Raw genomic sequence first — 26764 nt, forward strand, 5'->3', positions numbered from 1 at the left:
ACACCTCATCGCGAAGGGAAAGACCGTGAACGATATGCAGAAGCGGGTCCAGGAAGCGGCCGACAAGCTGGTGGAGTCCGGGGCCGAGCGGGGCCTGCAGGTCGCCGCGTACCGGCACGGCGAGCAGGTGGTCGACGTCGTCGCGGGCGTCGCCGATCCGGCCACCGGGCGCCTCGTCACGCCGGACATGCCGTTCTGGAGCGCCTCGACCGGCAAGGGCGTCACCTCGACCGTGGCGCACGTGCTCGTGGAGCGGGGCGTCTTCGGCTACGACACGCCGATCGTCGAGCTGTGGCCGGAGTTCGGCGCCCACGGCAAGGAGCGCGCGACCGTGCGGCACGCCCTGACCCACTCGACGGGCGTGCCCGGCGTACCGGTGGACACCACCCCGGAGGACCTGTGCGACTGGGAGAAGATGTGCGCGGCGATCGCCGACGCCAGGCCCTGGTGGGAGCCGGGCACCAAGAGCGGCTACCACCCCCAGTCGTTCGGCTACATCGTCGGTGAGATCGTCCGCCGGGCCACCGGCACGCCGATCTCCCAGGTCCTGCGGGAGGAGGTCGCCGGGCCGCTGGGGGTGGCGGACGAGCTGTTCTTCGGCGTCCCCGAGTCCGAGCTGGGCAGGCTGGCCCGCCTGGAGGACGCGCCGAGCGACTTCGAGATGCCCGAGGGGGTGTCCATGGAGGCGATGTTCGCGGACATCCCGTTCTTCAGGGTCGTGGACGGCTACACGGCGGCGCCGATGGCGGCGATGCCCGACGCCGCTTTCGGCAACCGCGCCGACGTGCTGACCTCCGACATCCCGGCGGGCGGCACCATGTCCGCCCGCGCCGTGGCCCGCATGTACGCCGCCCTGCTGGGCGAGGTGGACGGCGTCCGGCTCGTCTCGCCGGAACGGCTCCGCGAGATCACCGCGGCGGAGTTCGGCGGCGTGGACGAGGTCACCGCCTTCCCGGCCACCAGGTCCCTCGGGTACGCCCTCGGTGCCACCGGGACTCTCGACAGCCTCACCCTGTTCGGCATGGCGGGCAGCGGCGGATCGGCCGCGTACGCCGACACGGCCACCGGGATCACGGTCGCCGTGACCAAGAACCTCGTCTCCGCCGGGGATTTCACCACCTTCGAGGCCCTCGGCGGACTGGTCGTGAACGTCGGTGGCGACCGCTAGGGCGCGTCCGGCGCGAGCGGTCCACCCCGCCGGGTCACCCGGCGGGGTTCCGCGCCCCTTGCCGTGCGCGGGTCGTGTTGCCGTGCGCGGGTCGTCTACCGCGCGCAGGTGAAGATCGCGGTGCCGGGCAGGTGGTGGCCGCGCAGCGGGCTCCACCCGCCCCACTCGCGGTCGTGGCCCGGCGGCCACTCGGGCTCGGCCAGCCCTCGCAGCACCAGCCCCGACGCGGTGATGAGCCCGATCCAGTCGGCCATCGTGCGGTGGTGCTCGACGTAGGACGGCCGCCCGTCCTCGCCGATCTCCACGTACGCGGAACGGTCGAAGTAGGAGCGGTCGGAGGTCAGCCCGGCGGGGCCCGGGTCGTCGGGGAAGGCCCAGCGGACCGGGTGGCTCACCGAGAAGACCAGCAGGCCCCCCGGGCGCAGCACCCGGTGGATCTCGGCCAGGACGGCCCCGGCGTCGGCCACGAACGGCAACGCGCCGTAGGCCGAGCAGGCCAGGTCGAACGTCCGGTCGGCGAAGGGCAGCGCCTCCGCGTCCGCCTGGACCACCGGCAGCGCGGATCCGGCCTCCAGGTCGATCCGGCCGGAGTGCTGGAGCTGCCGGAAGGACAGGTCGAAGGCGGCCACCCTGGCGCCCTGCCCGGCCAGCCAGCGCCCACACTGCCCGGCGCCGCAGCCGATCTCCAGCACGTCCCTGCCCGCGACGTCGCCCAGCAGGCGGGCGTCGGCCTCGTCCAGGCCCTCGGGGCCCCAGACGAACCCGGCGTCGCGCAGGAACTCCCCGTGCTCCGCCTGGTACTCGTCGGCGGCGCCGTCCCACCAGCCGCGGTTGGCCCGGGAGGTGGCCGCGGCGTCCACCCGGTGGCGGCCCACCCCGGCGAGGCTCATCAGCGCATCTTCGGGCGCGGCATCTTCGCGCCGCGCGGCAGCGGGCCCTTGGGCATCGGCAGCGTCTGCGGGAGGGCCTTCAGCCGGTTGTTGATCTCGTACAGGGCGGGCTTCTTGAGGTTGCGGGGCAGCTTCATCAGATGCCGCTGCAGTTTCGCCAGCGGGACCTGCCCGTCGCCGTCGCCGGACTGGATGTCGTAGACGGGGACGTCCAGCGCGACCCGCTGGACGCGCTTCTTCTCGGCGACCAGCATCTTCTGCACGCGGCTGCCCGGACCCTCGGAGACCAGGATGATGCCGGGGTAGCCGACCACGCGGTGCACGATGTCCTGGTCGCGGGTGACGGCGACGGCGGGGGTGACCTCCCAGTTGCCGCGCATGCCCTGCAGGATCGCGGCGGCGGCGCCGATCTGCCCGTGCAGCATGGAGTACTGGGCCCTCTGGGCGAGCTGGCCGAACACCACCAGCCCGACGGTCATGGCCAGCATGATCCCGATGATGAGGAGATACCAGAACCATCCCGTGACCAGGCCGATCACCACGCACAGCGCGAGCGTGCCCAGCGCCGAGGCGTAGACGATCGGCATCCCCTTGGGGTTGGCCTCCTTGATGATCTTCGCGATCATGCGGAGCTGCTTGATGCGCCCCGGGCGCTCTGAGTCTTCGGGCTTCTTGGCCATGTTCTGAAGGATACAAATCCAGGGCTCAAGAAGTGAAAACGTGACCTGCCGAGTGCCGGTCCCGGCACGGGAGCCGCCGGGTGCCGGTGACCGTACGCGTTCGCCGGAGCCGGGCGGCCCCGCCGTCCCCTTTCCCTTTTTCCGGGTGGAGGGGGCCCGCGGACCGGCCACGCCGGAGGGGAGCCGAGGGCGGAAAACCGGAAGGACCCCGCTCGGGAGCGGGGTCCTTCCGGTTTCACGCGGGGCTCGGGGGAGCCGGGGCTCAGGCGTGCTGACGAGCCTCGACGGCCTGCTTGTACAGGCGGCCCGCCCGGTAGGAGGAGCGGACCAGCGGTCCGGAGAGGACTCCGGCGAAACCGATGGCCTCCGCCTCCTTCTGCAGCTCCACGAACTCCTCGGGCTTCACCCAGCGCTCGACGGGGTGGTGGCGCGGGGTGGGCCGCAGGTACTGGGTCACGGTGAGCAGGTCGCACCCGGCCTCGTGCAGGTCGCGCATGGCCTGGACGATCTCCTCGCGCTCCTCGCCCATGCCGAGGATCAGGTTGGACTTGGTCACCAGACCGGCCTGGCGGGCCTTGGTGATCACTCCCAGGGACCGGTCGTAGCGGAACGCGGGCCGGATGCGCTTGAAGATCCGCGGCACGGTCTCGATGTTGTGCGCGAACACCTCGGGCCTGGAGGAGAACACCTCCTCCAGCTGGGCCTGGTCGCCGTTGAAGTCGGGCACCAGCAGCTCGACGCCGCACCCGGGCAGGAGCGTGTGGATCTGCCGCGCGGTCTCGGCGTACAGCCACGCGCCGCCGTCGGGCAGGTCGTCGCGGGCGACACCGGTCACGGTCGCGTAGTTGAGCCCCATCTGCCGCACCGAGTCGGCCACGCGGCGCGGCTCGTCGGTGTCGTACGCCTTGGGCTTGCCGGTGTCGATCTGGCAGAAGTCACACCGCCGGGTGCACTGGTCGCCGCCGATGAGGAAGGTGGCCTCGCGGTCCTCCCAGCACTCGGAGATGTTGGGACACCCGGCCTCCTGGCAGACGGTGTGCAGCCCCTCGCGTTTGACCAGCGCCCGGAGCTCGGTATGGTTCGGGCCCGCCCTGAACTTGGTCTTGATCCAGTCGGGCTTCTTCTCGATGGGGGTCTCGGCGTTGCGGACCTCGAGGCGGAGGAGCTTCCGCCCTTCGGGGGCGACGGTCATGCGAGCTCCTTCGTCGGTCGAGGGACCGAGGTGGTGCACATCGAGGTGCGGTAAATATCGTCACGCTCGCTCACCTCACCAGCTTATGTCCCGCCGCGGGTCGCGGCGGACCCGGGTCGCGGTGGGTGAGGAGGCGGGGAGAACGGCCCTGAGGACGGTGCCGGGGTCAGCGCCTGAACAGGTCTTCCTCGGGCAGCTCGAAGGCCTGCGCGCCGAGCGCCTCCGCCAGGTGCTTCTCGGCGTACGGCAGGACCTCGTCGACCACGATCCGGCGGCCGGTCTCGGCCGACAGCGAGGAGACCCCGGCGTCGCTGATGCCACACGGGACGATCCGGTTGTACCAGCTCGGGTCGTTGGAGCAGTTGAGCGCGAACCCGTGCATCGTGACGCCGCCCGAGACCCGGATGCCGATCGCGCCGACCTTGCGGTCCGGCAGGCCGTGCGAGGGGTCTCCGGCCACCCAGACGCCGCCGCGCCCCTCCACCCGGCCCGCCTGGACCCCGAAGTCGGCGCAGACGTGCACCAGGGTCTCCTCCAGGAGCCTCACGTAGGCGTTCACGTCGAGCGGGCCGCCGAGCCGCACGATCGGGTAGCCGACCAGCTGGCCGGGACCGTGCCAGGTGATCCGGCCGCCCCGGTCGACCTCGACGACCGGGGTGCCGTCGGAGGGCCTCTCGTGCGGTGCGGTGCGCCTGCCCGCCGTGTAGACCGGCGCGTGTTCGAGCATCAGGCAGGTGTCGGGAATCTCCTCGGCCACCCGGCGCGCGTGGATGCGCCGCTGAAGATCCCATGCCTGCTCGTAGGGGAAGTCAACGCCAAGACGGACGATTGCCAGGTCACTCACGCCTCAAGAGTAGTTGACCCGTCCGTGGTTAAGACGTGAGAAGCCGAGGCTCGATGCGGAACTCCTTGGCCCCGCCCGCCCCGTCGTGCTCGACCTTGTAGGCGTAGGCGTCCGGGTGCACGCTGACGGCCTGGATGAACTCGGTGCCCACGTAGTGCAGGGCGACGCCCTCGTCGGCGGCGTAGCCCTCCGGCAGCTCGCCCGAGGCCACCGCCTCGTGCAGCAGCCGGCGGCGCTGCGGGTCGGAGTTGTAGTGGACGCCGCAGGAGTAGGGCAGCATGCCCAGGCCGTCGGACCAGACCCGCAGCGTCGGCCCGAAGGAGTCGGTGTTGCCGCCCACGTGCCAGCACAGCGCCCCGGCGCTCTGGCCCGCCAGCACCACGCCCGCCCGCCACGCCTCCTCGAAGATCTCGTCGAGGCCGTGCAGCCGCCACAGGGCCGCCAGGTTGGCCACGCTGCCGCCGCTGACGTAGATGATGTCCTGGCTGAGCGCCCACTCGCGCGGGTCCTCGACGTTGGTCATCGGGAACACGGTCAGGTGGCTGACCTCGACGTCCCACGCGCCGAAAGCGCCGTACATCTTCAGCAGCCACTCCGCGTCGTCGCCGGTGGCGGTGGCGAGCAGGCCCAGGCGGGGCCGGTCCTGGCCGGTGAGGTCGAGGGCGTACCTGAGCAGCGGGCTCGCCTCCATGATCCCCTGACGCGTGGACGCGCGGAACGAGCCGCCTCCGATCGCGAGGATGTGCGACTGCCCGGGGCTGCCCATGTCTGTCTCCCAAGTGATCTCATCGGCCAGAACGCCGAAAACAGGGATTTTAGAGTACGGCGGCCAGTGCCTCGTTGAGACGCGTATGCCGGAACGCGTAACCGCTGTCGAGCAGGCGCCGCGGGAGCACCCGCTGGCCGGTCAGCACCCCCTCCTCGGCGAACTCCCCGAGGACCGTGCGCAGCACGAAGCCCGGCACGGGCAGCGGCATCGTGGGCCGGTGCAGCGCCGCTCCGAGCGCCTTGGTGAACTCGGCGTTGGTGACCGGCTCGGGGGCCGTCAGATTCACCGGGCCCGAGATTTCAGGATTTTTCAGGATGTGTTGTACGGCGAGCACCCAGTCGTCGATGGAGATCCACGACCAGTACTGCCGCCCCGACCCCAGCGGGGCGCCCAGCCCGACCTTGAAGAGGGGCAGGATCTGCGACAGCATGCCGCCCCGCCCGCTCAGCACCAGGCCGGTACGGAGCGTCACCACCCGGATGCCCGCCTCCTCGGCGGGCGCCGTCTCCGCCTCCCACGGCACCACCACATCCTGCGCGAGGAACCCGGAACCGGCCGGGGCCGTCTCGTCCACCGCCACGTCCCCGGTGTCGCCGTAGAAGCCGATCGCCGAGCCGGACAGCAACACCGCGGGTTTCGCCGCCAGACCCGCGAGCGCGCCCGCCAGGGTCCTGGTCCCCTCGACCCGGCTGGCGACCACCTCGCGCTTGTGCTCCTCGCTCCAGCGCCGGTCGCCGATGCCCGCGCCGGCGAGATGGATCACCGCCTCCGCGCCCTCCAGCGCCTCCCGGTCGACGACCCCCTTCGCCGGGTTCCAGAAGGCCTCGTCGTCGCCCTTCGGCACCCGCCTGACCAAACGGACCACCCTGGCGCCGTCGTCCCGCAGAGCCTTGACCAGAGCCGATCCCAGCAGGCCCGAGGACCCGGTCACTGTGATCTTCATGTCGTCCAATGTAATCGACCTCCCCCCGGATCTTCGGAAACCGGGCGCCCATCGGATTCGCGTCACCGCCGAGGGCTCTCGGAGGGCTACCGGGCCCCCTCAACCCCTGAGGGCCGGCGGGACGCGGGAAGCCGCCCGCGCCCGGGGGAGAACGAGCCGGGCCGGCCCGCGAGATCGCGGACCGGCCCGGTGGGAGAGAACGGGTGACTAGCCGTTCAGGCCCAGCTGGTTCTCGAAACGGCCCTCCTCGAGACGACGCTTGATCGTCGTCAGGAAGCGGGCGGCGTCGGCGCCGTCGACCAGGCGGTGGTCGTAGCTGAGCGCCAGGTACATCATCGAGCGGACGGCGATGACCTCGCCCTCGGGGGTGTCCAGGACCACCGGGCGCTTGACGACGGCGCCGGTGCCCAGCATGCCGACCTGCGGCTGGTTGAGGATCGGCGTGTCGAACAGCGCGCCGCGGCTGCCGGTGTTGGTCAGCGTGAACGTGCCGCCGGTGATCTCGTCCGGGCTCACCTTGTTGGTGCGGGTGCGCTCGGCGAGGTCGGCGATCTTACGGGCCAGCCCGGCGATGTTGAGGTCGCCGGCGTCCTTGATCACCGGGACGAGCAGGCCGCGCTCGGTGTCCGTCGCGAAACCGAGGTGCTCGGTGTCGAAGTACGTGACCTCGTTGGTCTCGCTGTTGATCGTGGCGTTCAGCTTCGGGTGCTGCTTGAGCGCCTCGATCGTGGCGAGGGCGAAGAACGGTGTGAACGTGAGCTTGACGCCCTCGCGACGCTGGAACTCGGCCTTCGCCTGGTCGCGCAGCCGCGCGATCTTGGTGACGTCGACCTCGACCACGCTGGTGAGCTGGGCAGAGACCTGCAGCGACTCGACCATGCGCTTGGCGATGGTCTGGCGCAGCCGCGACATCTTCTCGGTGCGCCCGCGCAGCGTGGTGTCCACCACGACCGGCTCGGGGGCCTGCGGGGCGGACGCCTGGGCCGGAGCCTGGGCGGCCTGCGGAGCCGGGGCCTGGGGGGCCTGGGGGGCCTGGGCCGCGGCGGCACGCTCGCGCTGGTCGCGGGCGGCCTCCAGCACGTCCTGCTTGCGGATGCGCCCGCCGACGCCGGTGCCGGTCAGCGAGTCGAGGTCCACGCTGTGCTCGCCGGCGAGCTTGCGCACCAGCGGGGTGACGTACGGGCTGTCGCCCGACGGCTGCGCGACGGGCTCGGACGCCGAGATCGGGGACGGCGGCGCGGACGGGGAGGGCTGGACGGTCTGCGGAGCCTGGGCCTGCGGAGCCTGTGCCTGGGGGGCCTGCTGCTGCGGGGCCGGAGCCTGCTGCGCGGGCGCCGGGGCCTGAGCCTGCGGAGCGGGCTGCGGGATCGAGGAGGCCGGCTGCGCCTGCTGCTGCTGCTGCGGAGCGGGCTCGGGCTCGGGCTCCGGCTCGGGGGCCTTCTCCTGCGCCGGGGCGGCGGCGCCCTCGGTGCCGTTCTCGTCGATGACGGCGAGCTCGGCGCCGACCTCGACGGTCTCGTCCTCGGCCACCACGATCTTCGTGAGGATGCCCGCCGCCGGCGAGGGGATCTCGGTGTCGACCTTGTCGGTGGAGACTTCGAGAAGCGGCTCGTCGGCCTCGACGCGCTCGCCCTCCTTCTTCAGCCAACGGGTGACGGTGCCCTCCGTGACGCTCTCACCGAGCTGGGGCATCTGTACGGACTTCGGCATGGGTTGTCTTCTCTCGCGTTCCGAGTGAGGGCTTGCGTTAGTTGTGGACGTGGAGCGGCTTGCCGGCCAGCGCCAGCATCGCCTCGCCGACGGCCTCGGACTGGGTGGGGTGCGCGTGGATGAGCTGCGCGACCTCGGAGGGCAGGGCCTCCCAGTTGTAGATCAGCTGACCCTCGGTCACCAGCTCGCCGATGCGGCGGCCGACCATGTGGACCCCGAGCACCGGGCCGTCCTTCGCCGAGATGATCTTGACGGCGCCCTGCGTCTGCAGGATCTGGCTCTTGGGGTTGCCCGCGAGGTCGTAGGTCAGCTCGACGATCTCGTGGCCGCGCTCCCTGGCCTGGGCGGAGGTGATGCCCACCGAGGCGACCTCGGGGTCGGAGTAGGTGATCCTGGGCACGCCGTCGTAGTCGATCGGCATGGGGTTCAGGCCGGCGATGTGCTCGGCCACCAGGATGCCCTCGGCGAAGCCCGCGTGCGCGAGCTGCAGGGTCGGGATGAGGTCACCGACCGCGTACACGCCGGGCACGCTGGTCTGGCAGAACTCGTTCACCGTGACGGTGCCGCGCTCGATCGCGATGCCCGCCTCCTCGAAGCCCATGCCCGCGGAGACCGCGCCGCGGCCGACCGCGACGAGCAGCAGCTCGGCGTCGAGGGTCTTGCCGTTGGCCAGGCTGACGACCACGCCGGTGTCGGTGGTCTTGACGCCCTCGAAGAAGACACCCAGCTCCTGCTTGATGCCGCGGCGGCGGAAGGAGCGCTCCAGCAGCTTGGAGCTGGACTCCTCCTCCAGGGGCAGCAGGTGCGGCAGGGCCTCGACGATCGTCACCTCGGCGCCGAAGGAGCGCCAGACGCTGGCGAACTCCACGCCGATGACGCCGCCGCCCAGGACGACCACCGAGGTGGGCACCCGGTCGAGCTTGAGCGCGTGCTCGCTGGTGATGACCCGCTCGCCGTCGATCTCCAGGCCCGGAAGGGACCTGGGCGCGGAGCCGGTCGCCAGCACGATGTTGCGGCCCTCGTAGACCTCGGAGCCCACCGACACCCGGTTCGGGCCCGCGAGACGGCCCTCACCCTCGATGATCGTGATGCCCTTGCTCTTGAGAAGGCCCTGCACACCCTTCCAGGCGCGAGTGACGATCTTGTCCTTGAACGCGTGGACCGCGGGCACGTCGATGCCCTCGAAGCGGGCCTTGACGCCGTAGGTCGCGCTCTCCCGCGTCTCGTCGGCGACCTCCGCGGAGTGCAGAAGCGCCTTGGTGGGAATGCACCCGCGGTGCAGGCACGTACCGCCGATCTTGTCCTTCTCGATCAGCGCGACCGTCTTGCCCAGCTCGGCCGCCCGCAGAGCGCAGGCATACCCACCGCTACCGCCACCTAGGACGACGATGTCGTAGGGGCCGCTGCCATCAGCCACAGGAAAGCTCCTTGTCGGATCGGAATACCGTCTTCGCGGTCGCGCCCCTTGTCGTGCCCTGGACGGCCGCGCGGATCCTCGATCGCATCCACGCCGCCACCGAACCCGGCTCGGCGCCGTGCCGGTGCCCGCCCTTGGCCTGACCCCGGCAACCGCATCTTTTCATTTGTCTGGGTTGCTTGTGACCCGCTTGCGCGGCGACGACGGTTACCGCGCGGGCTCGCCCGCGTGGCGTTCGGCGAGGCCGACGAGCGTCCGGGTGATCGCCCCGGTGCCGCCCTTCGGCGTGTAGCCGTGGGCCTCGCCCTTGTTGAAGGCGGGACCAGCCATGTCAATGTGTGCCCAACGGACCCCGTCCGGTACGAATTCCCGCAGGAAGATGGCCGCCGTCAGCATCCCGCCGAAACGCTCGGGGTGCAGGTTGGCGATGTCGGCCACCGGGGAGTCGAGCCCCTTGCGGAGCTCGTCGGGCAGGGGCATCGGCCACGCGGCCTCGCCCTGCTCGCCCGCCGTGGCGACGATCTCCGCGCGGAGGTCGTCGTCGTTGCCCATCACGCCCGCCGTCCGCCAGCCCAGCGCGACGATCTGAGCGCCGGTGAGCGTGGCGACGTCGACGATCACGTCGGGGTCGTCCTGCCCGGCGCGGGCGATGCCGTCGATCAGGACCAGGCGGCCCTCGGCGTCGGTGTCGAGCACCTCGACGGTCTTGCCCGCGAAGCTGGTGAACACGTCGGAGGGGCGCTGCGCGGTACCGCTCGGCATGTTCTCGGCCAGGCAGAGGTAGCCGACCGCGTTGACCTTCAGGCCCAGCCTGGCGATCGCCAGGAGCGCGCCGAAGACCGCGCCGGCGCCACCCATGTCCGACTTCATCCAGTCCATCGAGGCCGTCGGCTTGAGCGACAGGCCGCCGGAGTCGAAGGTGATGCCCTTGCCGACGTACGCGAGCTTCTTGGTGGCCTCGGGGTGGCTGTAGGAGAGGCGGACCAGCCGGGGCGGGTTGGCCGACCCCTGGCCGACGGCGACGATGCCGCCGTAGCCGCCCTCCTTGAGCGCCTTCTCGTCCAGGACCTCCACCGACAGACCGGCCTCGGTGCCCACCTGCTCGGCGATCTCGGCGAAGCGGGCCGGCCACAGGTCCGACGGCGGGGTGTTGACCAGGTCGCGGACCAGCGAGACCGACTCGGCCAGCGTGGTGGCGCGCTCGATCGCGGCCTGGGCGCCCTCGGCGTCGCTCAGCACGGCCAGCTCGCCCACCGGGGAGCTCTGCTCTCCCACGGTGCGGTACCTGGTGAACGAGTAGGCGCCGAGAAGGCCGCCCAGGGCGGCGGCACCGGCGTGCTCCGCGCTCGCGGCGGGCAGGGCGAGCGCCACCCGGCCGGTGCCGGCCAGGGCGCGGACCGCGGTGCCCGCGGCGCGGCGCAGGACCTCGGCGTCGTAGCCGTCGCCGGGGGCGTCGCCGAGGCCGACGACGACCAGCAGGGGCGCGGTCAGCGAGCCGAAGGTGGGGATCTTGGAGATCTCGCCCGGCTTACCCTTGGCGCCCACGCTCTCGAGCGTGGCGGCGAGTCTGCCGCCGAGCGCCTGGTCGAGGCCTTCGGCCCCGGGAGCGGGGAGCAGGCCGTCCGGTCCGGTGTGGACGCCGACGACCAGCGCGTCGGTATCGAACGAGACAGCGTTGTCAGTTGGGGTAAGCCGCACAGTGGTCACGTAGGCCGATGCTAGTCGGGCTGGCGCAGTACGCATAAACGAGGGTTCGTCCTACGAATCCTGTCGCCCGATGGTGCTATTCGCAGTGGCACCATTCGAGGGTTTGGTGCTAATGTCACTAGCACTATGTTGCTCACCTTGGATCTGAACGATCCCCGGCCGCTGCACGAGCAGGTCGCCGAGGCGATCAGACGTGCCGTCGCCGAGGGTTCGTACGCTCCGGGAGACCGGCTCCCGCCGGCTCGCGACCTGGCCGCCGCGCTGGGCATCAACGCCAACACGGTGTTGCGCGCCCTGCGGGACCTGCGCGACGAGGGGGTGCTGGAGTTCCGCCGGGGCCGTGGCGTGAGCGTGCTCAGCCGCCCGAACCCGCGCAGCGTCATCGAGGAGAAGCTGCGCTCCCTGCTCGACGAGGCGGTCCAGTACGGCTACCGCCACGACGACGTCATCGAGCTCATCAGGGAACTGTCGTGACCGGGCCGGGAGCCCGGTCCTTGGAAGGGGTGACCGACATGGGTCTGCGAGCCCGATTCCTGTCCATCGCCGCCGGCTGGGTCGCACTGGTGACCGCCGCACTGATCGCCGCGCCGCTGGCGCTGCGGGACCGGCTGCCCGATCCGATCGCCACGCACTGGGGGCCGTCCGGCGCCCCCGACGGCTCGATGCCGTTCACCGTCTCGCTGCTGTTCCAGGCGGGCCTGTGGGCGCTGCTCGCGGGCGGGGCCCTGGGGTTCGCGCTCGTCAACACCGCGATGTTCAGGCGCAGGGCGAGCCGCATGGCGATCGGCGCCCTGCTGGGCGGTGTCGGCCTGTTCTTCCCGGGGTTGCAGGCGGTCACGCTGGTGGCCAACCTCGACGCGCCCGACTGGGAGCGGGCCGCCGACCTGGGGTGGGGGGCGCTGCTCGCGGTCGCGGGATTGGTGCTGGGCGGCTGGCTCGGCGCCCTCGCCGCCCGCCCAGGGCCCGACGACCGTCCCGAGCCGTCCGCCGTCCCCACGCGGCGGCTCCCGCTCCGCCAGGGCCAGCGCGCGGTGTGGGTCTCCTCGGTGAGCAGCGGCCCGCTCACCGCGCTCGGCGGCTCCGTCCTGGCGGCGGGCCTCGGGCTCGCCGTGCTCGCCCTGATCGGCGGCGACGACGCGCTGTGGATCCCCGCGACGATCACGTTCCTGGCGGGCCTGCTGGCGCTGACCTTCGGCTCGGTGCGGGTGCAGGTCACCGAGGAGGGCGTAGTGCTCTTCTACGGGCCGTTCCGCCTGCCCCGCAAGCACATCCCGATCGAGCGGGTGGAGCGGGCCTGGTCGGAGGAGCGGTTCCCGTCCAACGTCGGAGGCTGGGGGATCAGGGGCCTGCCCGGGGCCGTGACGGTCATGATCCGCGGCGGGGAGTGCCTGGTGGTGGACTACGTCTCCGGTGGCCGCTTCGCCGTCTCGATCGACGACGCCGAGAGCGGGGCCGCCCTGCTGAACACCTTCGTGGACCGGGCGTCCACCGGGCCGGCCGCCCGCTGACCTCCGCCCGCCGACTTTTTGCCCCCTCTCCTCCGTCCCCGTGTCCTCCGTCCGCTGACCTCTGTCCCCGCCCGCTGCACCCCGTTCCCGCCCGTCCATCCACTCCATCCTCCCTCCGCCCAGCCCCTTCCCCTCGCAGCGGTCGGCCCTCTCATGGCCGTCTCCGCCGCCTTCCACTTCCTTTCCTTCCGTCCGCGTCCAAGCGCCTGAAGGCGGTTTCATGCTTCGTCGGTTCCCTGACCTGTGGTTGTTCCTGCTCGTCGCGTTCGGCCTGTCCTGGTTGTTCGCCCTCCCCATCTGGCTGACGGACGCGTCGAGCAGCACGCCCGTGTTCCTGGCGATGGGGGTGGCGATAATGTTCACCCCGACGCTCGGGGTCCTCGCCGTCCGGCTGCGCGGCAGGCGGCTCGGAGACGTCGCCACCGGGCGCGAGTGGGCCGTGCGAACCGGCCTGTCGGCGGGCGGGAGCCGGGGCCGCACGCTCGCACTGGTCGCACTGGCCTGGTTCGGCATCCCCGTGCTGGTCGTCGTCGCGACCGCGCTCAGCGCCGCCCTTGGCCTGCTCTCCGTCGACCTGCGAGAGTTCAGCCTGTTCCGCGAGAGCCTGGCGGCCGCGGCGGGCGGGCCGCCTCCGGTGGAGGCCGGAGTCCTGATGGCCGTGCAGGTCGCGTCGATGGTTCTGATCGCTCCGGTGATCAACTCGGTCGCGGCCTTCGGCGAGGAGTGGGGGTGGCGAGGCTGGCTGCTGCCGCGCCTGATGCCACTCGGCACCTGGCGGGCGCTCCTGGTGTCCGGGGTGATCTGGGGGCTCTGGCACTTCCCGCTCACCCTGCGCGGATACAACTACCCCGAGCTCGGGGCGTGGGCCGCGCCGATGTTCATCGTCTTCTGCGTGACCTTCGGAGCCCTGCTCGGCTGGCTCCGCCTCTATTCGGGAAGCGTCTGGCCCGCGGTCGTCGGGCACGGATCGCTGAACGCCTCCGCGGGCCTGATGTTGCTCGTCGGTGACGCGGCCGACCCGCCGGTGTTCGCCGTCGCGGGAATCACCGGCCTGGTCGGGTCGGCGCTGCTGGCCGTGGTATCGGCGCTGCTGTTCAAATACCGTCCGGTCGAGAGATCGATCCCAGCCGCCGTGGCGTGAGAACCGGGCGGGAGAGGGCCCCGGACCTCTTCGTTCGCCCGGCACCCAGCAGACGTGGGCGAACGAAGAGGAGAGGTCGCCCTCTGCGTAAACGAGGAACGAGGCGTCGGACCGGCATGGACGAGGAAGGAGACGTCGACCACTTCGGGCCGGGCGGGGGAAGACGGTCAGTGTGCGACGGGAGCGGGCGGGGCGAAAGCACCCGCAAGCTTCGGTCCAGGCAGGGGAGATGGTCAGTTCGCGAGGATCGTGCAGGCCAGCAGGGTCGTCGCGGTGGCGATCTCGACGAGCGCGCCGAGCACGTCGCCGGTGACGCCGCCGAGCCGCCGCACGGCCCTGCGCCGTACGGTCCAGGCCGCCAGCAGTCCCACGAGCATGGCCAGGGGGAGACCCAAAGGGGCGAGGAACGGCCCCAGCCCCAGGCCAGACACGAGATCCATACCGGTGACGCCCATCCCGGGATAGGGCATTTCCGCGTAGGCCCAATAGCCCCATCCGCCGGAGGACTCGGACGGGGAGCCGGAAGACCCCAGGGCGAAGGCACCGATGCCGTGGAGGTGGACCAGCGCCGTCGTTCCCGCGAGCACCAGTGCGGTCACGGCCACCGCGACGCTCCGCCGTACGGTGCCCGCGACCATCGCGCCGAGCCCGTCGGGACGTGCCGGGGGAACGCCCGTGCGGCAGGCCCAGGTGAGGGCGAGCCGTCCGGCCGCGCAGGCCGCGACCAGGGTGATCGCGCCCGCGCCCGCGCCGGCACGGGTGACGGCCTCCTGCAGGGCCGTCACCTGGACCAGCAGGACGAGGACCAGCGTCACCACGCCGAAGGGGCCGATGTCCGACCGCTTCATGATCTCCAGCGCCCGCTCGGCGGGTTTCCCGCTGCCCAGCCCGTCGGCGAGGTCGGCCAGCCCGTCCAGATGCAGTCCCCGGGTGAGCAGCGCCACGATCGTCACGGCCAGCACCGACGCCGGAAGCGGTGTCATCCCCAGCCACAGGGAGATCACCAGCACCAGCCCGCCGGCGGCCCCGATCACCGCTCCCACCAGCGGCGCCACCGTCATCGCGATCCCCCCCGCCCGGCGGTCGACCACTCCTGGACGGACCGGGAAGACGCTCAGCGTGCCGATCGCGAGGCGCACCCCGTCGGCGAACGTGGACGGGCCGTCCTTGGGAGGGGGCGAGGGGTTGGACATGACCGACGATCGTAGCCTTTGGTCTCTCCGGCGCCGTGCCCGCGTACATCCACCGGGTCCGGTGGCGTGCCGTCTCGGGGACGGCCTCGGCCGGAGCCGTGCTGGAAGCCCGGTGAGGGCTGCCGGTCACAGCCTCAGGAAGGCCGGACAGGCAGGAAAGCCGGACAAGCGGGGGTTGCCACGGGAGGGAGCGGGTGGGGGAGGTCAGAGGGGAAGGGGACCACGGGACAGAGCGGAGGGGGAAGGCCAGACGGGGAGGCATCAGACGGGGAGCGGGAGGAGACGGCCGGAGACGACGAGGGTGGCGTCCTCCGACTCCAGGGCGAGGCGCTGGTTCAGCCGGCCGAGGGTGTCCCGGAACATCCGGCCGGCGGCGGTGCCGGGCACCACGCCGAGCCCGACCTCGTCGGATACCGCCACGACCCGGACCCGGGTCTGCCTCCAGGCCGCCACCAGGTCGTCGCACCGGGCCGCGACCGCGTTCCCGCCGTTCCCGCCGCCCTTGCCGCCGCTGCCGTCCTCGCGGGTGGAGCCGTCGCCGCCCGGCCAGGCGTCGCACTCGTCGAAGACGGCGGCCACCCAGGTACCGAGCCCGTCGATCAGCAGCGGGACGTCGGCGGACCGCAGCAGCCCGGCCAGGTCGGTGGTCTCGATGGTCCTCCAGTGCGCGGGCCTGCGGTCGCGGTGCGCCCGGACCCGGCGCAGCCACTCGGGGTCGCCGGCGCCGGACGGGCCTGTCGCGACGTAGAGCACCTCGGGCTCCGCCGCCAGCCGCAGTTCGGCCTCCGCCGACTTGCCCGACCGGCTCCCCCCGAGCAGCAGGGTCCTCCTGGGCGGGGGAACCGGAGCGGGCGGAGGCTCGCCGGTGTCGACGATCGTGCCGTCCGGTACGACGCGCACGCCCCACAGCGCGGCCCGCCTGTTCAGTTCCGCCTCCGTGGGGACCCGGTGGTCGACACCGACGGCCACCACGTGCGTCCGCTCACCGACCAGGCCCCGCCGGCGCAGGTCCCCAAGCCGTTCTGGCCGGTCCAGCACGTCCAGCAGCACCAGGTCCAACGCCTCTCCCGCGCCACCGGTATCCCCCTCCCGCACGCCCCGCTCGTCGCGCGGAGGCCCGCCGGGCGGGGACTCGCTGTACGGGGGAGAGACGGGCGAGGAAGAAGCGGCATGGAGGACGCGCCGGCCGCCGGGGGTGGTGACGGTGAGGCCGTCCGGGCCGGCCGAGGTGTGGTAGCCGGGCGGAAGCGGGCCGGTCGGCGGCAGCCGCGCGAGACCGCCGGGCGCCGTCGAGCCGCCGGTTGCCGTCGAGCCGTCGAGTGTTCCCGAACCGCTGGGCGTCACCGAACCACCGGGCGTCACCGAACCGTCGAGGGGCACCGAGCCACCGGGACCGTCGAGCGGCAGGGAGCCGCCGGGCATCAGGGAGCCGTCGGGTGCCACCGGGACGTCGAGTATCACGGAGACGGGGCGGCGGCCCGGCGTGACACGGGCGCAGGAGGCGCACCCGCAGTCCGGTGCCGGCCATCCGCCCGCGCTCGCCGTGCCGGAGATCAAGATCTTCACGCCCGCTCTCCTGTCGGGTCGAGGAGCCGGTCGAGAGGTCGCGCGCCTCCGTCTCCTGGCGGACGCTGACGACTCCCGCGGCGTGCCGGGGGTGCCGGGAACGTCCCGGCGGCGGAGCACGAGGTCATGATCTCGCCTTCATGCCCGGGAGTGCCCGGGAGAGGTAGTGTTCGCTGAGCCGCCGAGGGGCACCGGCAGGACCCGTGAGAAGGAGCTATGGCATGACGTGGCGCTGGCGTTACGAAAACGCGAATGGTGGCGAGGTGGTCGAGGGTGTTTCGCCGTCCGACACGTTCCCGAGCCAGGCGGATGCCGAGTCGTGGCTCGGTGAAAGCTGGCGTGAGCTGCTTGAGTCCGGAGTCGAGAAGGTCACCCTGCTCGAAGGCGAGCGCGTCGAGTACGAGGGGATGTCACTGCGCCCGGAGTGAACCCGGATGAATGGAGAACCCCTCGGACCCTCGCTGAAGATGAGGAACCGAGGGGTTCTTTCCCGTTCCGGGCCCGCGCACGGACGCGAGAGACCCGGTCAACGCCTCCGGCGTTCGCCGGGACCGGTCACCGCGCTACGGACGCCGCTCGGGGCTCACGGTCTTGGCGGGGTCGCGCTCGACGATCGGGCCGAGGATGTCGTCGATCTTCTTCAGCACCTCGGACTCCAGCTTCACCCCGGAGGCCTTGACGTTGTCGCGCACCTGCTCGGGCCTGCTGGCCCCCACGATGGCGGAGGACACGTTGGGGTTCTGCAGCACCCAGGCCACCGCGAGCTGGGCCATGGTCAGGCCGAGGTCGGCGGCGACCGGCTCCAGCTGCTGAACGCGGGTGAGCACGTCGTCGTTGAGCATCCGGGCGATGAAGTTCTTCCCTCCGGAGTCGTCGGTGGCCCGGGAACCGGCGGGAGGCGGCTGCCCCGGCCGGTACTTACCGGTGAGCACGCCCTGGGCGATGGGGGAGAAGACGACCTGGCCGACGCCCTCCTTCTCGCTCAGCGGCACGACCTCGGCCTCGATGACCCGCCACAGCATGGAGTACTGGGGCTGGTTGGAGACCAGGCGGTCGAAGCCCATCTCGTCGGCGATCTTCAGTGCCCGGCCGATCTGGTCGGCGGTCCACTCGCTGACACCGATGTAGAGGACCTTGCCCTGGCGGACGAGATCGTCGAAGGTCTTGAGGGTCTCCTCGAGCGGCGTCTCGTTGTCGAAGCGGTGTGCCTGGTACAGGTCGACGTAGTCGGTCTGCAGGCGGCGCAGCGAGCCGTGCAGTGACTCGGTGATGTGCTTGCGCGACAGCCCCCGGTCGTTGGGGCCGGGTCCGGTCGGCCAGTAGACCTTGGTGAAGATCTCCAGAGACTCGCGGCGAACCCCCGCGAGAGCGCGGCCGAGAACCTCCTCCGCCTTGGTACCCGCGTACACGTCGGCGGTGTCGAAGGTGGTGATCCCCTCGTCGAGTGCCGCTCGCACGCATTGCCTGGCGGCGTCCTCCTCTACCTGGGAACCGTGTGTGATCCAGTTGCCGTAGCTGATCTCACTGACCATGAGACCGCTGCGGCCAAGGTGGCGGAATTCCATGGTCCGACATTAGTAGGCACCGTATTTCGGAATGATTCGGGATACCCTGCCGGGCGTGTTGCGGTTGATCACTTCTCGGAGGGTAAAGTGCGCGCTCGCCGCGGCGGCGCTGGCGGCCGTCGTCGTGGCGGTCGCCCGCCTGTGGCGCCGGGCGGAGGAACGCCGGGCCGCCTCTCCGGTCGAGAGATCCGGGATCGCCTCCCCGGCCGGGGAGCCGGGCTCGGGAGCAGGGCGCGCGCCGCGATGGCCCCCCGCGCCCATCCTCGGCACCCCCACGGACGAGGACCTCAGACGGTACGCCAGGCCCCCCTCCGCCGTCAGGACCGCCGTCGAGCGGATGTTCGAGCGGGGGCCGCGGACGCCGCGAGGGCCGCTGGACGAGGCCACCCGGGGCCGCCTGGTCCACTGGGGTGCCGTGGGGATCGGGCTGTGCCTGCTCGCCTTCGGCACGCAGGCGCTGGAGAGCGCGGTCTTCTCGAACGGGACGGAGACGGTCGAGGCGACCGGTTTCCGGAACTCGCCCGGCGCGGACGACATGTGCGAGCTTCCGCGATCGAGCGGCCCGGCGGACTCGGCGGCGCGCCCCACGGACGAGGTGGAGCCGACGAGGAATCTGACCGCCGTCGTGTGCCGGAAGGACGAGTGTTCGGGGGACTCGTGCCGCGGAGTGCCCGAGGCGCCCGAGGCGCCCGAGGTGCGGGAGCTCTTCGAGGCCGCCGGGGAAGGGCTGGATCCCGTCCGGCCGTACGAGACCGCCGAGACCCCCGTGGTCGTTCCCGACGCCGACTGCCGCCCACGGGCGCGGGCCGCGCGAGTGCGGGCGGTCGATCCGAGGGTGACCCGGGCGGTGAACCGCCAGTGGCGCCGCATCGAGAGGTGGCTGGAGGCCAACGCCCCCGCGAGCCTTCGCACGCTGGGCAAGCCCGCCAGAGCCCGTACGATCGCCGTCGCCGAGGCGCAGATGGGCCTGCGCTTCCCCGATGATCTACGTGCCTCCCTGCTGCGCCACGACGGGGCCTCCGCCGTGGCCGACACCTGGCCGTTCGGGTTCCTCGGCAAATGGAACCAGGGGGTCCGCGAGATCCGTGACACCTGGCGGCGGCTGTGCGAGATAGACGGAGAGGTCGAGGGGGACGGTACGGACGCCGACGCGCGGACGGAGTGGTGGGACGGGCGGATGATCCCGTTCGGCGCCGACGGGAGCGGCAACCACCTGGTGATCGACTCCGTGATACGTGACGTCGGCGACACCGATCACGAGGGCATGATGGATTTCACGCCCGGCGGCGTTCCGATCAGGTCGTACTACGGCCTGCTGCGGGCGACGGCGCACGCCCTGGAGACCGGCGGGTCCATCGGTTTCTGGAAACCGGTGGTCACCGGCGGCGAGCTGGACTGGAACGTCGTCGAGTGACCGTCATGGAGGAGTGACCGTCGTCCAGGATGACGCTCGTCCGGTTCGCGAGTGGGGTTCGCCGGCGGGGACGCGAAGAACCCCGCCCCCCTCGTGGAGGGGACGGGGTCCGGGAACGCGCTCGGCCGCGGTGCCTCCCGGGCGCCGCTGTCTCCGTGGCCGGCTCCGCCGTCAGTTCTTCGGCGGGACGGGCCTGCCGCCGGGCAGCACGGTGGGCGGCGGGAAGCGCAGCTTGCGGATCTGCAGCGCCCGCATGGCGGCGTAGAAGCCGACACCCTTGAGGTTCTCGTTGGGGAACTTCTCGGCGGTCAGCTTCTTCACCTTCCAGGACACCCAGATCGAGGTGAGGAGCACGCCGACCATCATGAGCGGCCAGCCGACCGTGATCACCGCGACGTAGACGTACCCGCGGATGTCAGCGGGGAAGGGGATCCAGGTGAGGAGCAGGATGAGGAGGGAGAACGGCAGGAAGTACTGGCTGGCGAGACGACGGGAGTCGACCCAGTCACGCGCGAACTTCCTGGCGGGCCCCTTGTCCCGGGCGGGGAAGTAACGCTCGTCGCCACGCAGCATGCCCTCGCGCGCCTTGACGCGTTCGCTGGCCTGGCGTTCGCGGAGGTTCTTGTAGGCCTCTTTGCGGTTCTGGGGGGCGTTCACCGGCTGCCGGCGACGGCCTTCGGCGTCCCGTCGCTTAGGTGTGGGACGCCCCTTGCCCGCAGGCTTAGGATCGTTGGCGGAGGCGGGGGAGTCGTCCGCGGTGGTCTGGGTACGTCGGAACACAACGTCAGCCTACCGGGAGTGCAACTTAGTGACGCCCCCGCGCGTTATGCGTAGGGTGAACCCTATGGTGGCTCCGGTGCTTTTCGGGGGGCTGGACTCACTTGGGGTGACCCGAAGCGCACTTGAAGAAGGGGACGGCCGACGCGCATGAGCGTGATGAAGAGACTTTCGCTGATCTTCAGGTCCAAGGCGAACAACGCGTTGGACAAGATGGAAGATCCTCGCGAGACCCTGGACTACTCATATCAGCGCCAGCTGGAGTTGCTGCAGAAGGTGCGCCGGGGTGTGGCGGACGTCGCCACCTCGCGCAAGCGCGTGGAGCTTCAGATCAACCAGATCGAGGCGCAGTCGCGCAAGCTTGAGGAGCAGGGCCGCAAGGCGCTCGGAGTCGGCCGCGAGGACCTGGCCCGTGAGGCGCTGACCCGACGTGGCAGCCTGCAGACCCAGATCGCCGACCTGCGCGTGCAGCACGACAACCTGCAGGCCGAGGAGGAGAAGCTCACCACGGCCTCCCACCGGCTGCAGGCCAAGGTCGACTCCTTCCGTACGAGGAAGGAGACGATCAAGGCGACCTACACCGCCGCCGAGGCGCAGACGCGGATCAACGAGGCCTTCTCCGGCATCTCCGAGGAGATGGGCGACGTCGGCCTGGCGATCCAGCGCGCCGAGGACAAGACCGCCTCCATGCAGGCCCGCGCGGGTGCCATCGACGAGCTGCTGGCCAGCGGCGCGCTCGACGACTTCAGCGGCCAGCGCGGCGACGACATCCAGGCCGAGCTCGACCGCATGGGCGGCGGGCACGACGTGGAGCTGGAGATCGCGCGGATGAAGGCCGAGCTCGGCCAGGGCCCCGCGCCGCAGGGCGCGATCACGCCCGGCCCGGCCCAGCCCCACCAGCAGCCCCAGCCCCAGCAGCCGCCTCAGCAGCAGCAGTCCAACCAGACGCAGCAGCTGCGCCAGCCGGGGGAGGGCCTGTGATCGTCCGCATCATGGGGGAGGGGCAGATCGACATCGCCCCCGCAGACCTCGACGTGCTGAACGCGCTGGACGCCGAGCTGGAGGCCGCCATCGAGGCCGGCGAGGAGGAGGCCTTCCGGGTGCGGCTGCACGCCCTGCTCGACAAGGTCCGTCACGTCGGCAAGGCGCTGCCCGACGACAGCCTGGAGTCCTCGGAGCTGATTTTGCCTCCGGCCGACGCATCCATGGACGAAGTGCGGGAGATGCTCGGCAATGAAGGGCTGATTCCCGGCTAGCTTGGGCATATGGCACAAACCCGGTTCGCCCCGGACCGGGGCCTGACCAGGCGCATGGTGGTCACCATGTTCCTGCTCGGACTGCTCTACGTGGTCTTCGTGGCCGTGTTGATCGCGCTGGGCGTCCGGGCCGTCGTGGTGCTGCTGATCGCCGGCGGCATCCTGCTCGTGCAGTACTTCATGTCCGATCGCATCGCGCTGTTCGCGATGCACGGACGTGTCGTCTCCCCGCAGGAGGCTCCGGAGCTACACGGCATGGTCGACAGGTTGTGCGCGCTGGCCGACATGCCCAAGCCGCGGGTGGCGATCGCCGACTCGGACGTCCCGAACGCGTTCGCCACCGGCCGTAACCAGAAGAACTCCGTGGTCTGCGTGACCACGGGGTTGCTGCGCCGCGTCGACGGCGGCGAGCTGGAGGGCGTGCTGGCCCACGAGATGTCCCACGTGGCCCACCGTGACGTCGCGGTCATGACGATCGCGTCCTTCCTCGGCATCGTCGCCGGGCTGATGACCAGGGTCGCGCTCTACAGCGGCCTGGGCGGGCGCGGGCGCGACGACAGGGGCGGCCTGCCGATCGGCGTGATCATCCTGCTCGTCTCGGTCCTGGTGTACGCGGTCAGCTTCCTGCTCACCCGTGCCCTGTCGCGCTACCGCGAGCTGGCCGCCGACCGCGCGGGAGCACTGCTCACCCAGCGCCCCTCCGCCCTGGCCAGCGCCCTCGTCAAGATCAGCGGTGAGATGGCCCGCATCCCGACGAAGGACCTGCGCGAGGCCGAGCCGTTCAACGCCTTCTTCTTCGCGCCGGCCCTGTCCGGCAAGGCCGGCCTGGCCGCGCTCTTCGCGACCCACCCGCCGCTGGAGCGACGACTGGAGCAGCTCGGCAGGATCTCCGCCCAGCTCGGGCAGGGCGGGTGACCGGACGCCCGGTCGCACGGGGCGTGAGGGGGGAGTGATCCGATGCGCTGGTGGGACGCGCTGATGGGGCGCAGCGAACCGGCCAGGGCCGACCTGGACGCGCTGTTCGCGCTGCCCTCGGCCGCGGTCACCCTGCAGGCCGCCACCGATCTGGCGCCGACGGGGGTGGGGGCGGTCTGCTTCCGCTCGGCCGAGGGCGGGGCGTTCGCCGAGCTGGAGCGCGACGTCACCCAGCTGCTGGACGCCGGAGGCGGCCCCCCGGTGGAGGTGTCGAAGGACTCCTTCGGCTACACGTGGCTGCTGGTGCGCCGGGCCCCCGACATGCTCGGTGACCTGGTCACGGACCTGCACGCGGTCAACTCCTCCCTCGAGGCGGCGGGTTTCGGCCCCTCCCTGCTCTGCTCGCTGGTCTCCTTCGCCGCCCCCGACGGTCGCGGGCTCGCCCTGGTCTACCTCTACAAGCAGGGCACCTTCTACCCGTTCGCCCCGCTGCCCGCCGAGCGGGCGGGTGGGCAGGCGTCCGGGTACGGGGGAGGGCGGGCACAGCGCAGGGACAACGCGCTGGAGTTGCAGGTGCGCGGCGCGATCGGCGGCGAGCTGGAGATCGAGCCGGATCTCGGCCGCTGGTTCCCCCTCTGGGGTGCGCCCGGCCTCTGAGAGGTCCTCGCGAAGCCCTTCCCGCCCGGCCTTTCCGCGCGATGCGCGCGGCCGTCTGGAACGCGCCATCGTGGCTGTCCGGCTTGCGATTTGATGTACGTCCTGTGACCCTTTGCCCCCACAATGGGACCGGAAATCCATCGCGGGAGAAGGGTGTGACCATGGCGGACCTCGCGTCCTTGCGGCCCGGGGATCCCGAGCACGTGCGGGAGTACCGGCTCACCGCCAGGCTCGGGGAGGGAGGCCAGGGCACGGTCTACCTGGGCGTTTCCCCGACGGGGGCACGCGTCGCGGTCAAGTTGCTCCGCGCGGATCTCACGCAGGACGAGGAGGCGATGGAACGCTTCGTCCGCGAGGTCAGCACGACCCAGCGTGTCGCGCCCTTCTGCACCGCCGCGGTGATCGACACCGGGGTCGACCGGCATCGCCCGTACATCGTCAGCGAGTACATCGACGGCCCGACGCTCGACGCGGTCGTGACCACCGAGGGCCCGCGCGAGGGCGCGGGCCTGCACCGCCTGGCGATCGGCACGGTCACCGCGCTCGTCGCCATCCACCAGGCGGGGATCGTGCACCGCGATTTCAAGCCGTCCAACGTGCTGCTGGCCCCCGACGGCCCCCGAGTGATCGACTTCGGCATCGCCAAGGCGCTCGACCGGACCTCCACGCTGACCGCGATGGCGATCGGCACCCCTTCCTACATGACCCCCGAGCAGCTGGCCGGGGAGAACGCGGGGTCGCCCGCCGACATGTTCGCCTGGGGCTGCACGATGGTCTTCGCGGCCACCGGGCAGCCGCCGTTCGGTACGGACAGTCTTCCGGCGATCTTCAACCGGATCATGAACATGGAGCCGGACCTGGGGGCGATCACCGATCCGGCGCTGCGCGACCTGGTCGGGCAGTGCCTGTCCAAGGACGCCGCCCAGCGGCCCGCGGCGGGTGAGGCGCTGCTGCGGCTGCTCGGCCACGCGGGCGGCCCGGGTGGCGTGACCGGTGCGGCGCCGCCCACCGCGCCGCGCGGCATCCTGGCCGAGGGCTCGGCCGCCGCGGCACAGCGGACCGGCCCCGGCTCAGGCGGGAACGACCCCGGGCACACCGTGTACGGGCAGCGGAGCCCGGGCGGCGACGACCATGTCCAGTGGGCCCACCGGCAGCACTCCGGGCCGCAGCCGTTCTCCCAGCCGAGCGGGCCCGGCGGGGGACACCCGGCGCAGGGCCCGCAGGGCGGCCCCACCGGTCACCCCCAGCAGCCGGACCCTCGCGGCCACGTCCCGTACCCCCAGCAGTCGAACCCCCACGGTCATGCCCAGAACCCCGGGCACGTCCGGCAGCCGGACCCTCGCGGCCACGTCCAGCAGTCCGGGCCCCACGGTTTCCCGCCGCAGGGGCCGCCTCACACGCGGTCCTCCCCCGGCGGGTATCCCGGCCCCGACGGCTACGCGGGCGGCTACCCCCCGCAGGGCCCCGGGCACCCGCCGCCGGGATATCCGGGACAGCCAGGACACCAGCCCTACGGCGGTCCCGCGACCTACCCCTCCTCGGAGGGGGCGCCGTACCGGAACCCCGCGGCACCGGAGTACCCGGCACAGGCCGCCCCCGCCCGGCGCGGGCGTGGGGCGTGGCCGGTGATCGTGGGAGGCGTGCTGGTCACCGCCCTCGTGGCCGGGGGCGTCGTGCTGGCGCTGCGCGGCACCACCGAGACGCCGGGGACCACCCGGGCGGGCAGTACGAAGGCCGCGAACACCCCTACTCCCACCGCTCCGACGGTGCCGGAGGCCGACAGCACGATCAAGCTGCCCGGCAGCTCGCTCACGCTCCACGAGAGCGACCAGGACCCGATCAAGCTGAGCTCCTACAGCCTCGACTGGGACAAGACCCTCTACGTCCGCGAGCGGGACACCGGGCGGTTCGTCAAGAACGGCAAGTACTTCCAGTACACGGTCAACGCCGAGGGCACCCAGGCGCTGGGCACCGACCGGATGTACGACGCGCAGAGCTACGCGATCGTGTCGATCGTCGATCATCGATCCGGCGCGGCGAGTAGGATCAGGATCACCAAGGCGCCGATCTACCCGACGCTGCCGCAGTGGTCGCCGGACGGCAGGCGCGGCCTGGTGACCCTCTACGAGGCGGTCGGCGACATCAGCAAGGAGTACGGCTTCGCGATCATCGACGTCGCCACGAAGAAGGCGAAGGTCGTCCGCGTGAAGGAGAAGGACGCGGGCAAGTGGAGCTATTTCTGGCGGGGCGACGGCCGGGCCGTCGGCACCTGGGCGCTCACCGGCAAGACCCAGCGCATCCGCTTCTACGACACGCAGGGCACCGTGCTGCAGACGCTGCTGGACGTGGGCACGCCGATCACGGTCGAGGGCGACGACATCTCCCCGTCAGGCTCGTCCCTGCTGACGTACTGCAAGGAGGGCAAGAAGGAGATCTGCGTCTGGTCCACCGGCTCCGACGCTCCGGCGAAGGTCCGGATCCCGTTCGAGACGGAGCGGCTCATCGGCTGGTACGACGACGAGCACATCGCGGGCTGGCGGCGCAAGGGCTCCGGCTACGAGGCGGTGGTGTTCGACTTCACCGGGAAGGTGCAGCGGTTGCTGGTCACCAGCACCGACGCCAAGGAGTACGAGAAGCAGTTCATGCGCTTCACGCGAGAGGGTTGACATGAGGGAGTGGACCCACGCCGAGCACGCCGCGGCCGCCGCCGTGGAGATCGCCCGGATGGCCGACGTCCTGAAGGGGCGTGACATGTCCGTTTCCGTACGGACCTGTCCCGGCTGGGATCTGGCGAGGCTCGTCACCCACACCGGAGGCGTGCACCGGTGGGTGGCCGCCATGGTGCGCGACCTGGCCGAGCGGCGATACGACCGCGACGGCATGGACATGGGCCTGCCCGCCGACCCGGGCGGCTATCCCGCCTGGCTCGGGGAGGGCGCCGCCTTCCTGCCCGAGGCGCTGCTGTCGCAGGACCCGCAGGCGCCGGTGTGGTCCTGGGGCGGGGAGAAGCGGGTGCGGTTCTGGTCGAGGCGGATGCTCCACGAGACCCTCGTGCACCGGGTGGACGCCGAGCTCGCGCTGGGCGTCCCGGTCGTGATCGACGAGCACGTGGCGGCCGACGGGGTCGAGGAGTTCCTCGACGTCCTGCCATACGTGAAGTGGAACCCGGACGTGGCAGACCTCAGGGGCGGAGGCGAGACGATCTCCCTGCAGGCCGACACCGGAGCCGGGTGGGTGATCACCCTCGATCCCGACCGCTTCCACCACCGGCGGTCCCTGCAACCGGGCACCGTGACCGTGCGCGCCGCCACGTCGGCCGACCTGCTCCAGGTCGTCTGGGGGCGACGCAGCCCCGACGACTACGCCATCGAGGGCGACGGCGGGCTGCTGGGCTGGTGGCGGGGGCTCACCCGGATCTAGACGGCGTCCGCCCACCCGGCCCCGGGCCGCTT

General features: G+C 71.6%; 25 protein-coding genes. 12 read left to right on the forward strand and 13 right to left on the reverse strand.

The annotated features are described in order from the left end of the window. The first annotated feature begins 34 nt into the window (after window positions 1–34). Entirely contained in the window at window positions 35–1168 is a 1134-nt protein-coding gene (locus ACTOQ2_RS00680; RefSeq protein WP_440098070.1) for a serine hydrolase domain-containing protein, read from the forward strand. Between the two features lie 95 nt (window positions 1169–1263). Here ACTOQ2_RS00680 and ACTOQ2_RS00685 read toward each other — a convergent pair whose 3' ends face one another. From ACTOQ2_RS00685 to ACTOQ2_RS00725, 9 genes are all read right to left on the reverse strand, one after another. Next, complete coding sequence (locus tag ACTOQ2_RS00685; protein ID WP_440097687.1) at window positions 1264–2058, reverse strand: class I SAM-dependent methyltransferase; 795 nt, start codon at window positions 2056–2058, stop codon at window positions 1264–1266. Next, a complete protein-coding gene (locus tag ACTOQ2_RS00690) occupies window positions 2058–2738 on the reverse strand; it encodes a DUF4191 domain-containing protein (protein ID WP_440097688.1) in 681 nt (226 codons plus the stop codon). Before ACTOQ2_RS00690 ends, ACTOQ2_RS00685 begins: the two co-directional genes overlap by 1 nt. 262 nt (window positions 2739–3000) lie before the next feature. Continuing rightward, window positions 3001–3930 (reverse strand): lipoyl synthase, encoded by a 930-nt coding sequence (gene lipA, locus ACTOQ2_RS00695; protein ID WP_440097689.1) that lies wholly within the window; start codon window positions 3928–3930, stop codon window positions 3001–3003. A 166-nt stretch (window positions 3931–4096) separates the two neighbouring features. After that, entirely contained in the window at window positions 4097–4774 is a 678-nt protein-coding gene (lipB, locus tag ACTOQ2_RS00700; protein WP_362676720.1) for a lipoyl(octanoyl) transferase LipB, read from the reverse strand. Between the two features lie 28 nt (window positions 4775–4802). Then, window positions 4803–5540: a Type 1 glutamine amidotransferase-like domain-containing protein gene (locus tag ACTOQ2_RS00705; RefSeq protein ID WP_440065296.1), complete on the reverse strand. Its 738-nt coding sequence runs from the start codon at window positions 5538–5540 to the stop codon at window positions 4803–4805. Window positions 5541–5589: 49 nt separating this feature from the next. Continuing rightward, window positions 5590–6486 (reverse strand): TIGR01777 family oxidoreductase, encoded by an 897-nt coding sequence (locus ACTOQ2_RS00710; RefSeq protein WP_440097690.1) that lies wholly within the window; start codon window positions 6484–6486, stop codon window positions 5590–5592. A 207-nt stretch (window positions 6487–6693) separates the two neighbouring features. Next, window positions 6694–8196: a 2-oxoglutarate dehydrogenase, E2 component, dihydrolipoamide succinyltransferase gene (gene sucB / locus ACTOQ2_RS00715; protein WP_440097691.1), complete on the reverse strand. Its 1503-nt coding sequence runs from the start codon at window positions 8194–8196 to the stop codon at window positions 6694–6696. Between the two features lie 37 nt (window positions 8197–8233). After that, window positions 8234–9613 (reverse strand): dihydrolipoyl dehydrogenase, encoded by a 1380-nt coding sequence (gene lpdA, locus ACTOQ2_RS00720; RefSeq protein ID WP_440065292.1) that lies wholly within the window; start codon window positions 9611–9613, stop codon window positions 8234–8236. A gap of 207 nt (window positions 9614–9820) precedes the next feature. Further along, window positions 9821–11320 (reverse strand): leucyl aminopeptidase, encoded by a 1500-nt coding sequence (locus tag ACTOQ2_RS00725; RefSeq protein ID WP_440097692.1) that lies wholly within the window; start codon window positions 11318–11320, stop codon window positions 9821–9823. 138 nt (window positions 11321–11458) lie between these two features. Here ACTOQ2_RS00725 and ACTOQ2_RS00730 point away from each other — a divergent pair, with 138 nt between their 5' ends. From ACTOQ2_RS00730 to ACTOQ2_RS00740, 3 genes are all read left to right on the forward strand, one after another. Further along, on the forward strand, window positions 11459–11794 hold the full coding sequence (locus ACTOQ2_RS00730; protein WP_344916610.1) for a GntR family transcriptional regulator: 336 nt from the start codon (window positions 11459–11461) through the stop codon (window positions 11792–11794). A 38-nt stretch (window positions 11795–11832) separates the two neighbouring features. After that, window positions 11833–12828 carry a DUF1648 domain-containing protein gene (locus ACTOQ2_RS00735; protein ID WP_440097693.1) on the forward strand — a complete coding sequence of 332 codons (996 nt, stop codon included), beginning with the start codon at window positions 11833–11835 and terminating at the stop codon, window positions 12826–12828. Window positions 12829–13048: 220 nt separating this feature from the next. Beyond that, complete coding sequence (locus ACTOQ2_RS00740; protein WP_440097694.1) at window positions 13049–13969, forward strand: lysostaphin resistance A-like protein; 921 nt, start codon at window positions 13049–13051, stop codon at window positions 13967–13969. 233 nt (window positions 13970–14202) lie between these two features. Here ACTOQ2_RS00740 and ACTOQ2_RS00745 read toward each other — a convergent pair whose 3' ends face one another. Continuing rightward, window positions 14203–15162, reverse strand: a complete 960-nt coding sequence (locus ACTOQ2_RS00745; protein WP_440097695.1) for an adenosylcobinamide-GDP ribazoletransferase — start codon at window positions 15160–15162, stop codon at window positions 14203–14205. A gap of 261 nt (window positions 15163–15423) precedes the next feature. Beyond that, window positions 15424–16728, reverse strand: coding sequence for a bifunctional adenosylcobinamide kinase/adenosylcobinamide-phosphate guanylyltransferase (locus tag ACTOQ2_RS00750; protein WP_440097696.1), 1305 nt, complete (start codon window positions 16726–16728; stop codon window positions 15424–15426). Between the two features lie 221 nt (window positions 16729–16949). Between ACTOQ2_RS00750 and ACTOQ2_RS00755 the strand changes: the two genes are divergently transcribed. Next, entirely contained in the window at window positions 16950–17156 is a 207-nt protein-coding gene (locus ACTOQ2_RS00755; protein ID WP_362836278.1) for a hypothetical protein, read from the forward strand. Window positions 17157–17291: 135 nt separating this feature from the next. Here the strand turns inward: ACTOQ2_RS00755 and ACTOQ2_RS00760 are convergent, their stop codons facing one another. Then, window positions 17292–18293 (reverse strand): aldo/keto reductase family protein, encoded by a 1002-nt coding sequence (locus ACTOQ2_RS00760; protein ID WP_440065285.1) that lies wholly within the window; start codon window positions 18291–18293, stop codon window positions 17292–17294. A gap of 55 nt (window positions 18294–18348) precedes the next feature. Here ACTOQ2_RS00760 and ACTOQ2_RS00765 point away from each other — a divergent pair, with 55 nt between their 5' ends. Next, window positions 18349–19707 (forward strand): SMI1/KNR4 family protein, encoded by a 1359-nt coding sequence (locus ACTOQ2_RS00765; RefSeq protein ID WP_440097697.1) that lies wholly within the window; start codon window positions 18349–18351, stop codon window positions 19705–19707. A gap of 171 nt (window positions 19708–19878) precedes the next feature. Here the strand turns inward: ACTOQ2_RS00765 and ACTOQ2_RS00770 are convergent, their stop codons facing one another. Further along, the gene (locus tag ACTOQ2_RS00770) at window positions 19879–20487 is read right to left on the reverse strand and encodes a DUF3043 domain-containing protein (RefSeq protein ID WP_440065281.1); all 609 of its coding nucleotides are present in this window, start codon (window positions 20485–20487) and stop codon (window positions 19879–19881) included. A 147-nt stretch (window positions 20488–20634) separates the two neighbouring features. Here ACTOQ2_RS00770 and ACTOQ2_RS00775 point away from each other — a divergent pair, with 147 nt between their 5' ends. The 6 genes from ACTOQ2_RS00775 (at window position 20635) to ACTOQ2_RS00800 (ending at window position 26732) form a co-directional block, all read left to right on the forward strand. Then, on the forward strand, window positions 20635–21465 hold the full coding sequence (locus ACTOQ2_RS00775; protein ID WP_440097698.1) for a PspA/IM30 family protein: 831 nt from the start codon (window positions 20635–20637) through the stop codon (window positions 21463–21465). After that, the gene (pspAA, locus tag ACTOQ2_RS00780; protein ID WP_350947458.1) at window positions 21462–21740 is read left to right on the forward strand and encodes a PspA-associated protein PspAA; all 279 of its coding nucleotides are present in this window, start codon (window positions 21462–21464) and stop codon (window positions 21738–21740) included. Before ACTOQ2_RS00775 ends, pspAA begins: the two co-directional genes overlap by 4 nt. A gap of 9 nt (window positions 21741–21749) precedes the next feature. After that, window positions 21750–22655 carry a zinc metalloprotease HtpX gene (htpX, locus tag ACTOQ2_RS00785; protein WP_440065279.1) on the forward strand — a complete coding sequence of 302 codons (906 nt, stop codon included), beginning with the start codon at window positions 21750–21752 and terminating at the stop codon, window positions 22653–22655. 42 nt (window positions 22656–22697) lie between these two features. Then, window positions 22698–23312, forward strand: a complete 615-nt coding sequence (pspAB, locus tag ACTOQ2_RS00790; RefSeq protein ID WP_440097699.1) for a PspA-associated protein PspAB — start codon at window positions 22698–22700, stop codon at window positions 23310–23312. Between the two features lie 161 nt (window positions 23313–23473). Then, on the forward strand, window positions 23474–25978 hold the full coding sequence (locus ACTOQ2_RS00795; protein WP_440097700.1) for a serine/threonine protein kinase: 2505 nt from the start codon (window positions 23474–23476) through the stop codon (window positions 25976–25978). 1 nt (window position 25979) lies between these two features. Beyond that, window positions 25980–26732 (forward strand): maleylpyruvate isomerase family mycothiol-dependent enzyme, encoded by a 753-nt coding sequence (locus ACTOQ2_RS00800; protein ID WP_440097701.1) that lies wholly within the window; start codon window positions 25980–25982, stop codon window positions 26730–26732. Window positions 26733–26764: the final 32 nt, after the last annotated feature.

Origin of the sequence: Streptosporangium sp. H16, assembly GCF_051918855.1 — a bacterium.
In the GTDB taxonomy this organism is placed as follows: Bacteria; Actinomycetota; Actinomycetes; order Streptosporangiales; family Streptosporangiaceae; genus Streptosporangium.

Excerpts from the sequence above, each read along its gene's own strand:
- ACTOQ2_RS00680 (WP_440098070.1), top strand. The coding sequence starts at position 35 with ATGCAGAAGCGGGTCCAGGAAGCGGCCGACAAGCTGGTGGAGTCCGGG.
- ACTOQ2_RS00685 (WP_440097687.1), bottom strand. The coding sequence starts at position 2,058 with ATGAGCCTCGCCGGGGTGGGCCGCCACCGGGTGGACGCCGCGGCCACC.
- ACTOQ2_RS00690 (WP_440097688.1), bottom strand. The coding sequence starts at position 2,738 with ATGGCCAAGAAGCCCGAAGACTCAGAGCGCCCGGGGCGCATCAAGCAG.
- lipA (WP_440097689.1), bottom strand. The coding sequence starts at position 3,930 with ATGACCGTCGCCCCCGAAGGGCGGAAGCTCCTCCGCCTCGAGGTCCGC.
- ACTOQ2_RS00705 (WP_440065296.1), bottom strand. The coding sequence starts at position 5,540 with ATGGGCAGCCCCGGGCAGTCGCACATCCTCGCGATCGGAGGCGGCTCG.
- ACTOQ2_RS00710 (WP_440097690.1), bottom strand. The coding sequence starts at position 6,486 with ATGAAGATCACAGTGACCGGGTCCTCGGGCCTGCTGGGATCGGCTCTG.
- sucB (WP_440097691.1), bottom strand. The coding sequence starts at position 8,196 with ATGCCGAAGTCCGTACAGATGCCCCAGCTCGGTGAGAGCGTCACGGAG.
- ACTOQ2_RS00735 (WP_440097693.1), top strand. The coding sequence starts at position 11,833 with ATGGGTCTGCGAGCCCGATTCCTGTCCATCGCCGCCGGCTGGGTCGCA.
- ACTOQ2_RS00740 (WP_440097694.1), top strand. The coding sequence starts at position 13,049 with ATGCTTCGTCGGTTCCCTGACCTGTGGTTGTTCCTGCTCGTCGCGTTC.
- ACTOQ2_RS00745 (WP_440097695.1), bottom strand. The coding sequence starts at position 15,162 with ATGTCCAACCCCTCGCCCCCTCCCAAGGACGGCCCGTCCACGTTCGCC.
- ACTOQ2_RS00755 (WP_362836278.1), top strand. The coding sequence starts at position 16,950 with ATGACGTGGCGCTGGCGTTACGAAAACGCGAATGGTGGCGAGGTGGTC.
- ACTOQ2_RS00760 (WP_440065285.1), bottom strand. The coding sequence starts at position 18,293 with ATGGAATTCCGCCACCTTGGCCGCAGCGGTCTCATGGTCAGTGAGATC.
- ACTOQ2_RS00775 (WP_440097698.1), top strand. The coding sequence starts at position 20,635 with ATGAGCGTGATGAAGAGACTTTCGCTGATCTTCAGGTCCAAGGCGAAC.
- htpX (WP_440065279.1), top strand. The coding sequence starts at position 21,750 with ATGGCACAAACCCGGTTCGCCCCGGACCGGGGCCTGACCAGGCGCATG.
- pspAB (WP_440097699.1), top strand. The coding sequence starts at position 22,698 with ATGCGCTGGTGGGACGCGCTGATGGGGCGCAGCGAACCGGCCAGGGCC.
- ACTOQ2_RS00795 (WP_440097700.1), top strand. The coding sequence starts at position 23,474 with ATGGCGGACCTCGCGTCCTTGCGGCCCGGGGATCCCGAGCACGTGCGG.
- ACTOQ2_RS00800 (WP_440097701.1), top strand. The coding sequence starts at position 25,980 with ATGAGGGAGTGGACCCACGCCGAGCACGCCGCGGCCGCCGCCGTGGAG.